The organism is Legionella sp. PATHC032, assembly GCF_026191185.1.
GTDB lineage: Bacteria > Pseudomonadota > Gammaproteobacteria > Legionellales > Legionellaceae > Legionella.
Genome location: NZ_JAPHOV010000001.1, coordinates 352190 through 362500, shown reverse-complemented (window position 1 = coordinate 362500; position 10311 = coordinate 352190). Strand labels below are relative to the sequence as shown.

Genomic DNA, 10311 nt, shown 5'->3' with positions numbered 1-10311 from the left:
GACTTTATGTAATGGTAAACTGTTCATGGTTTTTTCAAACTCTGGAACTAACTCCCCTGGATTAACCCATCCTAAATCACCGCCTTTCACTGCACTGGCGGCATCAAGCGAATATTGTTTAGCCATGAGAGCAAAATCCTTGCCTGACTTTATTTGCAGGTAAATATTATTGACTTGTTTAATCGCTTCAGATGGCACCATACTGGCATCAGGTTTAAGCAATATATGTCTGACATGGGTTTGAGTGATCACATGACGCTGACTCTCGCCGCCAACAGCTATTAATTTGATCAAATGAAAGCCATTCCCTGCTCTTATCGGGCCGACCACCTGACCTACCTTCATGTGCACTACTTCCTTGGCAAACACCTCAGGCAGTTCAGCCAAATGACGCTCACCTAAATCACCACCTTCCAATGCAAACTCTCCACTTGATTCTTCTATTGCCAAACGGCTAAAGTCTTCGCCTTTTTTAATTTTATTTAATAAGTTTTCTGCCTCGATTTTAGCTCTTTGGAGTTGTTTGGTCGTTGGCTCTTCACTTAAAGGGATAACAATATTTTTTAAATGATAAGTTAAGTTAGAATTTTCTATGCGGCCTGAAGTTTTTAAGTATTGTTCCACCTGCTCGTTAGTAACAATAATATCTTTGCCTACTGCTTTTTGTTGAACCCTGGAAATTAGCATTTCCTTGCGAACATTTTGTCTGTATTCTTGCCAGCTAATCCCTTGCTTTGTAATTTCATCACGCATCTGTGATAAATTTAGATGATTTGAAGCAGCAATTTTTTCTATCGCTTCATCAAGTTCAGCATTATCAATAGTAATACCATTTTGTTTTGCCATTTGCATTTCCAGATCTACATCTATTAAATGTTGTAATACTTGCTTACGTAATACGGACTCATCGGGCATTTGCATATTTTGAGCAATAATCTGCTTTTTAGATAACTCGACTTGAGCATTCAATTCGCTGGAAGTAATGACATTATCATTTACTATAGCAACCACTTTATCTAATAACTGCTTTCCTTCAGCGAAACATATTCCTGAAAACAAAGCGCATACCAATGCTATTCTTTTAAACATGCCATAATCCTCATTTACATTTTTCGGGCAATTTATGTTATTCTTTGTCAAAATACAAGCAAGTTTGCTTAATTTGCACCATAATTCATAAAAAATAGATTAAAATATCTTCAACCTGTACTAACCTGAATACCCAAACCTGTCTCGCTTTTATTATGCCATTCATCATTGGATTTTAACGACGTCGGAAAGGGTCATAGTATCCTGGGATATAGGTATTCAATACCCCACTTGGATCACTGCTCGCTACTGATCCTAAGCCTTTTAATAATATTTGCAAATAAATGTTGTTATTGTACTGAGGCTCAAATTCATCATTTAAACTTCTAAAAGTTCGCCCTCCCAAAATACGCATAGCCCAGCAACAACTATCATATTGAACGCCAAGAAATGACATCATACTGTAATTTTTACTGATATTATAACTATAGGCTCCAATGCCACTCCATTTTTCACTAAGCGGCCAGGCAGCAGATAGAATGGCTTGATGTAAGGCATTATTTTCAGTGCCATTATTTCTTACTTGAGTGACGTCACCATTAACCAAATAACTATACCCGCCATTGATGATGGCATTACGTGCTGGCTGATAGTGCAAATTTAAATCTGCGTTATTGGTAGCCTTTGTTGCCGGATCCCAAATATAATCACCTGTTATTCCCCAGGCTGGATTAAATTTATATACAGCCCTTGACGCAATAGGTGATGTTCCAAAAGTAGAAGATAGGTTTCCAAAGGTATCTGGATTATCGGTACAAAATCCGGTAGGGCTTTGACAAAGTTGTACTCTTCTCTGACTAAAATATTTAATTTGACCAATAGAAAAATTCGCTTTCTCGGCACCTGTTTCATCTTCTAACCACCTTGTGGTGAGGGCATAACTTAGCTGATTGGCATCTCCAATTCTATCAAACCCTGAAAAGCGATTGGTTCTAAACAATTGATCAACATTAAAAATCATAAACCCGGAATCATAAACTGGAATAAGTGTTTGGTTATAATAAGGTACTCTTAAATAGAATAATCTCGGTTCTAATGTTTGTATGTAATACGTACCCTTAAAACGCAAATCACGTTCGAAATATAACCCGCTATCAAGACTGTAGCGAGGTATTGTCAGGTTATAATTAGCACGGGATGTAACCCAAGTGTAATTTCTTGAAACATCATAATAATTTTCTACAAATTGTATGGAAGGAGTAACATATCCCCATGGCTTCATCATTGGCACTGATAAAATGGGGTTCAGATGAAATCGAGGCCCCTGAGGCATATTGTTAAGTGCTATATTCCATGAATCATTAGGCCAGTGAAACTGATCATATTGACCCAGGATATTTATATTGGCATTAAAAGGTAAATCATCATAATAACCTCGTGCCATAAGCTGCGGTAAACGTTCATATACAGGGGAAACCGGGATTTCATTAATCGGGTGCAATGTTTGATAACTTTGCCCCATACCCCTGAAAGTCCAGTTTTCAGTTTCATAGGTTAAATCCGCTTGTCGTAATAATTGTCTTTGAGTTACCGATGCCAAATTTGTACTGAAATCTTGCAAGTAATAATCATCAGAAACCTGTTGAAAATTAACATTTAATTGAAGATCAGGGAGAAATTGGGTTGAATCGACCAGATTTACTTCCCAACGATTCGTGGAAAGTCCTCTAATTTGAGGGAACTCTATCTCATTATTTTGTAAAAATCGGCCAAAGGCTTTGTCTTTTGGTAAAAAATTTCCATTAAATGTTCCAGTGCCCTTTGAAGTCAAATACCTAAATTGCCCTCCCATCATCAAGCCACGTTCTGTATAAAGATGAGGAACAAGGGTCATGTCATAATTTGGCGCCATATTCCAATAATAGGGGATACCTAAATCAGCCCCCCCCACATTGGAATAACCCACTATAGGCATCAGAAACCCTGATTTTCTATCTCTATTGGTAGGAAAACTTAAATAGGGGGTATAAAGCACTGGCCATTCGTGGATACGCAATTTGGCATTTCGAGCCACACCCTTCCCTTTCGCGTTGTCTATACTGATGGACTCGGCCTCAATGGCCCAAGCCTTATCTTGAGGCGCGCAGGTAGTGTAAGTTGCCTCTTTCAAAAAGTAATCTTGATTTGCAAAACGCTTGATTAAACTCGCCCTACCCCAGGCAGGCAGCAATGCATTGCTTCTATTCGTATTAAATCGATACAGAACATCTTCTACTTCACCTGATTTATCTTGCGGATACACAATTGCTTTTCTCGCGATCATCATTCTATCAGGTTCCAAATAACGCACATGATTCAAAAATTCAATTTTTGTTACTTCATTTGTTTTAGGATCTCTATACACATAGGCTGTTTGGGCATTAACTATTCTTTGCCCCTGCTGCATTTCTACATGCCCAGATAAAGTTGATCTTTGCGTACGATAGAAGGAAGCCGTATCTGCCAGAATACGCACTTCATCTGGGTTAGCTAGTGGTGTTACCGTAGTGGGTTTATAAGAACCGAGACAAACCGGGGAGCTTGGATCCGATTGCCAACCCAGGCATTGAGCAAATTTAGTTCTTATATCGTCTGTTAAATCGACCTCACGCGCAATCACGCACGCTTGAATGGGTTCATTTATCAAAGCGGCAGAATAAGCTAAGCCTTGATAATTCATCAAAGACAAAACGACAGCACTTATCCCTGCGACCATGAATACCCATTTCACGTAAAATAAAGATTCAGAACATTTTTTAAATAACTTCTTTAAATGACAATAGAGTAAACCTCGCAATAAGGCGATAAATGATATAAAACCGTATATAATTAGCTTTTTATAAAACCTCATGTTCACAGCTAACAAAATACCTTATTATTTGTGCACGAATGAAATTACTCTTTTAAATACGGGAGTATATCAACCGCACTCGGGAAATAAAAACGGGAAGTATACCATGCATGAAAGAGAAAACGCACTGAAAGAGTGGTTAGCTCAAACGATTCAACAAAAAGACTTTATCCTCACTCCTTTAGCAGGAGATGCAAGTTTTAGAAGGTATTTTCGCCTTCAATATAATGGATTGACTCAGGTAGTTATGGACGCTCCTCCTGAAAAGGAAAATATTGAACCTTTTATCCATATCGCTAACGTTCTCGATAAAACTAAAATACCAGTCCCCAATATTCTGGCAATAAATAAAAGAGACGGTTTTCTATTACTAAGCGATTTAGGGGATCAATTATTATTAAATAAGCTGAATCATGAAACAGTCGATAATTATTATAGCCAAGCAATGAATTTGCTATTACAAATTCAAAACTGTTCCACTGACAATCCTGAACTTCCCTTATTTGATAAGGGTTTCATGCTCAAAGAAATGAATTTATGTTTGGAATGGTTTTTGAAAGCCTATCTTTCTCTTGATTTAAAACAAGACGAATTACAACTTTTTGAGCATACCATCGAGTGGATCGCAAGCGAAGTAGCTACTCAACCAAGAGTTTTCATTCACAGAGACTATCATTCACGAAATCTGATGTTAGTCAAAAATAAGGATAGCTGTTTAGCAACTATTGATTTTCAGGATGCTATGCTAGGCCCTGTTACCTATGATTTGGTTTCTTTACTCAAAGATTGTTATATTTCATGGCCAAGAGAAAAGGTTTTAGAATGGGTAACCTATTTTCATGAAAAATGTCCCCTCGCCAATATGTACTCTCTAACCGATTTTATTCGTGCCTTTGATCTGTGTGGGTTACAAAGACATTTAAAAGTGTTAGGTGTTTTTTGCCGTTTATATTTGCGTGATAATAAAGCAGGGTATCTTGGAGACTTGCCCTTAACGTTAAAATATGCGCTGGAATGCACCGAAATATATGAAGAATTACACCCATTTTTTAATTTTCTGCAAAAACGAGTTTATTTACCATGAAAACGGCTATGATCCTTGCGGCAGGGCGTGGAGAGCGATTACGCCCTTTAACCGACAAAATTCCTAAAGCACTTTGCACAGTAAAAAACAAACCTTTAATTGAACATCATATCATTAACCTGGCCAATGCTGGCTTTAAACGATTGGTAATCAATCATGCCTACCTGGGCGGACAAATTCGCCAATACATAGGAAATGGAAAAAAATGGGGTTTGAATATTATCTATTCTCCAGAACCACCTGGAGGCCTGGAAACCGGAGGGGGGATTGTTAAAGCCTTGCCTTTACTGGGTGATGAGCCATTTTTAACAGTCAATGCCGACATTTATACTGATTTTGATTTTGCCAAGATCCAACTCAAAAATATTGATACATTTCATCTTATTTTAATCCCCAAAAATCCTTCACTGCTTCATCATGGTGATTTTGGCTTAATCAATGAATCCCGCTTAACCAATACAAATCAGGCTTACACTTTTTCAGGTATTGCCTGTTATAATCCGGGAGTATTTGCCAACTGCAAACAAGGAAGGTATTCCATTACTCCTTTACTCAGAAAATGCGTAGAACAAAATAAAGCCACCGGAAGTATTCATTCAGGAATTTGGTATGACATAGGTTCCCTCGCAAGACTTCAGGCAGCAAATAACTTCACCTGACAACCAAACTTGGTTGTCAGGTGAACCACCGTTTATTCCTATCTGATTGACTGAGTGGTCGGGGCTTCGGCACCGGATTCAATTTCTTGCTTGATTTCTTCTCGCTTGGTTTCCACTGCTTTTGCTTCTGGGTAAGCTCGTTGTACCACCTCCATGCTTACTCCTTTATCAGCAAAATATCTGGCAATCCCTTTTTCGCTATTGTTCATTAATGCTTTGATTTCCTCTGGATTTACTTTGGTTTGGTTACCCGTGTTGTCTATTTTAACAACAGAACCTCCTGAAATAGCAAGACTATTCTTGGCAAGCCATCCTTCTAATAATCCATCCATTGTTTTTAATTGATCTCCTTCTATCATTTTTCCATTGGAAGAAAACCCTCGCAATATTTTGGCATCGCCCCCAATAGCAACTTCGAGTTTTAATCCACTTGGCAACCCTTCCAAATGGCTTGCCAAAAATTCAGCTTTATTTTCCTGTGTGTTTTGGTAATCTGAAATTGGCCTTTCTTGGCCAGACCAAACTTGAGCAGATGATAATAATTTGAATTTAACGAATTGAGCATATTCCTTTATTTTTTCCAGCATATCATTACATTCTGGTAATAATTTCGCTTGCGTTAAAATCTGCTCAAACCTTGTTGCCATATATTCAGCGGCTTCAATGGATGTTTCACCTACTTGCATCGCTTTTAATAAGGCATCTCTTGTGGGCAGTGTGTATTTTGGCATAACTTACTCTCAACAATATATGTTTGGTCCAGGAAATATAGTTTAATTATAGCAAACCAGCCCCATTTGGATTGATAGCTGGTTGGTAAATCGATGTTAAAAGTCTGTAAAATCACGCCAAGGGAGATTTCATTTTTTCTATCACAGAATGAAATGTCTTCTTCTTCATTGAATCGAAGGTAAATTCATCCACTAAAATAGCATCCCAACGTGCGTCTTCAACAGCAAGCAACTCATCCATTTCCTGTTGTGACAACTGGCCAGACTCTACTTTTTCTTTTAACTTCTCTTTCAACTTACTCCATTTATAACGCTTCAAATCATTCACTTTTTTGCTTAATCCATCCGTTTCAATAATAAGCTGCAAAGCATGCTCCATCCGATCCACAGGCTGCTTAGGATCGCCGCTGAGAAAGACCAATTTTTTCAAGCGGTCACGATAATGATTGTTACCCGTCATCAAACGAGCCAACTTATGATCTAATTTGTCTGAAGGATAACGCATGGTTTGGCCAAATGGAAAAGCGACTACTCGGGCAATAAAACCTAAAAATCTGGAAGGGAAATTGTGGCAAAGCGCAATCATGGATTTCTGCGCGTGATAAAAGCAATAGGTTACCGCCCATCTGGCATGCAATTGCTCATCGGGGTGATCTTGATTCAATTGTGCATTTCGTAGTGCCGCCATTGCCATATAGAGATAAGACATGCCATCAGCCAATCTTGCAGACAATCGCTCTTTGCGCTTTAAATCTCCTCCCAAATAAATTAAAGACAGATCAGCAAGCCAGGAATAAGCATAACTCAAACGCGCTAATTTCTTATACTCTCTTTTCATTGAATTTTCGGGAACTGCAATAAACAAACCGCTTGTCCATGCTGAACAAACTGTTTTAGCAAAATTCTGCATAAAATAATGAATATGCTTCCAAATTATCTCTCTAAATGCCTCTTTATTTTCACTGGAGATGGCGTAGAATTCATCACGAATAAACGGATGGCATGCCATGGATCCCTGGCCAAAAATCAATAAATTTCGAGACATAATATTAGCCCCTTCTACCGTAATAGAAATAGGAACACCTTGATATAAACTATTTAAGTAATTGCGTGGCCCAACAACAACAGCTCGTCCAGCATGAACATCCATAGAAGCATTCACAGTTATTCGTGCCAATTCCGTATTAAAATATTTAGTAATCGCTGAAGCTACAGAGGGCTTTTTATGTTCATTCACAGCAGCGACGGTCAACAGTCGGGTAGAGTTGATTAAATAATTCAAACCGGCTATTTCTGCAAGTTTTTCCTCTACTCCTTCAAACTGAGCGATTTCTACATTAAATTGACGACGAATTCTGGCAAAAGCACCTGTTGTTAAATAAGAAATTGAAGAAGAACCTGCCCCAAGTGCTGGTAGCGATATTGAACGCCCGATAGATAAACATTCAACCAACATTTGCCACCCGGCTCCCGCTTTCTTTTGGCCACCAATGATGGTATCAATAGGTACAAAAATATCTTTGCCGCGTAAAGTTCCATTCATAAAAGGCTGATTAGCTGGTAAATGTCTATTACCAATTTCCAGATTTTCTGTATCCCTTGGAATCAGCAAGCAAGTGATGCCTTCCTCTCCTTCACCCTTCAAAAGCCCATCTGGATCTTTCAAGTTCACAGCCAATCCAATTAAAGTCGCAACAGGGGCTAAAGTAATCCACCGTTTATCCAAGGTGATATTTAAGCCAAGTACTGATTTTCCATCTATCTTCTTTTTAACTACGATAGCTTCTGACTGGATGGAAGTCGCATCACTTCCAGCCCCTGGCTCTGTCAATGCAAAACAGGGAATCTCAACACCTTTGGCAAGACGTGGGAGATAATATGCCTTTTGCTCATCTGTTCCATAATAATTTATTAATTCACCCGGGCCCAGGGAATTAGGAACCATTACGGTCACTGCCGCCACTCCCGAGCGAGTTGCAATTTTCATTACAATATCGGAATGGGCTCGAGCTGAGAATCCTTTGCCACCGAATTCCTTTGGTATCACTAATCCCAAAAATCCTTTCTCTTTAATGTAATTCCAAACCTTGGGGGATAAATCATATTCCTGGCTAATTTCCCACTCTTCCAGCATACTGCATAAAGTATGAGTTTCATGATCCAAAAAAGCTTGTTCTTCTGCTGTTAGCTCTGTCGAAACTGCTGATAATCTTTGCCAATCAGGTTTCCCTGTAAAAATATCTTGTTCCAGCCAGGTATCCCCCGCGTTTAAAGCTTCCTCTTCCGTTTTAGAGAGCTTGGGTATCGATTTTCCTGCGGTTTTGTACAAATAATCTGCGATGAATAGGCGTAATGGCTCCACTTGAACTACCAGCACGGCAGCGATAATAAAGAACCAAATGAATAAACCGATAATCCAGGGGAACCCAAAATAAAATGTTGCGGGAATAAGGTAGATTATGCTTCCAATTTCCCAAATCACTGGATTAATTCTTCTGGACAGTACTACCAGAGTAAAAGCCAAATAAATTAAAAAGAATACAATAGCCATAAAATACCTTCCTTTGCTATTTTATTAAGAGATTTATAGAATAACCAGTATATACTTTTTACACTTTATTTAGCGAGCAATAATCCTTTAAAAATTATACTAAATATTTAAGTTAACCTTGCCAAAACAAATCAAATCATCTAGCGTAAGCAAAAAAAAGATAAAATACTAATGATGCAACGACTGGTTTGGAATTTTGAATTTTCCTCTATACAAACACCACCACTCACGACTTTAGGTCATGATGTGCAAGACAACCTGAAATGGGAAAAACGCTATTTTTGGCCTCCAGATCAAATCATCCGTATACATGCTATTGACAGTTCGTTGCTTGACCTGGCCAACTACCAGAAAAAACATAAAGAAGACTATTATTATTTACTGCCTGACTCTGACTATAATATAAAACAAAGACGTAACGAATTATTGTATAAACCTGTCATTAAACAATCAGGCTCTGCACTGGGTTTTGGGCCTAAAGTACATCTTGAAACCCCACAAACTCTCTCTTGTCATGGCGATGCCGAGCACATGAATCGACAAGAACTATTGAAAAAAATAAAAGAAAAAGGAATTGTTGTTTTTGTTAAAAAAGAAGCTTTTGTCTTCAAATTCCCCACAACGCCCACTGTAAAGCTTGAGCTTGCTCGTCTTGAAGTCAAGAATGAAGCGTATTTCAGTGCCTGTGTTGAGGGGAGATCATTAACCCTGGTAGAAACCATCAGTGTCCTTTTGTTCGGAAATCAACCTTCTTTTGAATACGTTACCTTCTTAAAAAAGACTTTAAAGATATGATAAGAACTTTCATTGAAATCATCTACAGTTTTGGGAAAATTGGCCTGATATCCTTAGGCGGCGGCAATTCCATGTTAAAATTATTGGAATATGAGGCAGTCACTTACAGGCACTGGATAGGGAAAGAAGAGTTTGTTGGTATGCTAGGGTCAAGTTTTTTATTCCCGGGATTAACGGGAATAAAACTGGCCGCATTAATAGGCTATAAAGCAGCAGGAATCACAGGTTTAATTCTTGCTATTCTCTGCCTGAATTTACCGGGATTAATCATGGCTCTTGTGGGATATCAGTGGCTTAGTTCACATAACGGTCCAATAACACGCAAAATTATGATCTCAGTCCAATACGGAGCCTTGGCATTGTTAGCAGCCGCCACATTTTCAGTAGTTCAAGGCGTTATTGACGTCTATTATTCTGTTCCTATGGCTGTTTGCTGTATTTTGTTTTTTCTTGCCTTGGCCTTTTGGAATTTATCACCTTTTTATGGTTTTTTGGCATTTATCGCCGTATGTTTTTTCCTGGTACGTTAAGATGAAAGTAAACACTATCGCTTTTAATTCATTTTTTGAATA

The 10311-nt window shown here is 38.4% G+C and carries 8 protein-coding genes (1 of these 8 running past the window's edge); 4 read left to right on the top strand and 4 right to left on the bottom strand.

Annotated features, from left to right (window positions below; genetic code table 11):
- Positions 1-1089, bottom strand: partial view of a peptidylprolyl isomerase gene (locus OQJ02_RS01540; protein ID WP_265717594.1) — the 5' portion only. The gene continues 201 nt to the left of window position 1, outside the view; the window shows 1089 of its 1290 coding nt (coding positions 1-1089); its start codon is at positions 1087-1089; the stop codon falls past the left edge of the window.
- 175 nt (positions 1090-1264) lie between these two features.
- Positions 1265-3784 carry an LPS-assembly protein LptD gene (locus tag OQJ02_RS01535; protein ID WP_265717593.1) on the bottom strand — a complete coding sequence of 840 codons (2520 nt, stop codon included), beginning with the start codon at positions 3782-3784 and terminating at the stop codon, positions 1265-1267.
- 241 nt (positions 3785-4025) lie between these two features.
- Here OQJ02_RS01535 and OQJ02_RS01530 point away from each other — a divergent pair, with 241 nt between their 5' ends.
- Positions 4026-5003 (top strand): aminoglycoside phosphotransferase family protein, encoded by a 978-nt coding sequence (locus OQJ02_RS01530; protein WP_265717592.1) that lies wholly within the window; start codon positions 4026-4028, stop codon positions 5001-5003.
- Complete coding sequence (gene murU / locus OQJ02_RS01525; RefSeq protein ID WP_265717591.1) at positions 5000-5662, top strand: N-acetylmuramate alpha-1-phosphate uridylyltransferase MurU; 663 nt, start codon at positions 5000-5002, stop codon at positions 5660-5662. Before OQJ02_RS01530 ends, murU begins: the two co-directional genes overlap by 4 nt.
- Positions 5663-5700: 38 nt before the next feature.
- On the opposite strand, the gene OQJ02_RS01520 is transcribed toward murU, so the two are convergent.
- Positions 5701-6393 (bottom strand): type IV secretion protein Dot, encoded by a 693-nt coding sequence (locus OQJ02_RS01520; protein WP_265717590.1) that lies wholly within the window; start codon positions 6391-6393, stop codon positions 5701-5703.
- A 112-nt stretch (positions 6394-6505) separates the two neighbouring features.
- Positions 6506-8944, bottom strand: a complete 2439-nt coding sequence (locus tag OQJ02_RS01515; protein WP_265717589.1) for an acyl-CoA dehydrogenase — start codon at positions 8942-8944, stop codon at positions 6506-6508.
- A 174-nt stretch (positions 8945-9118) separates the two neighbouring features.
- Here OQJ02_RS01515 and OQJ02_RS01510 point away from each other — a divergent pair, with 174 nt between their 5' ends.
- Positions 9119-9739 carry a hypothetical protein gene (locus tag OQJ02_RS01510; RefSeq protein ID WP_322783400.1) on the top strand — a complete coding sequence of 207 codons (621 nt, stop codon included), beginning with the start codon at positions 9119-9121 and terminating at the stop codon, positions 9737-9739.
- On the top strand, positions 9736-10269 hold the full coding sequence (locus OQJ02_RS01505) for a chromate transporter (protein ID WP_265717587.1): 534 nt from the start codon (positions 9736-9738) through the stop codon (positions 10267-10269). The genes OQJ02_RS01510 and OQJ02_RS01505 overlap by 4 nt, the downstream gene beginning before the upstream one ends.
- Positions 10270-10311: the final 42 nt, after the last annotated feature.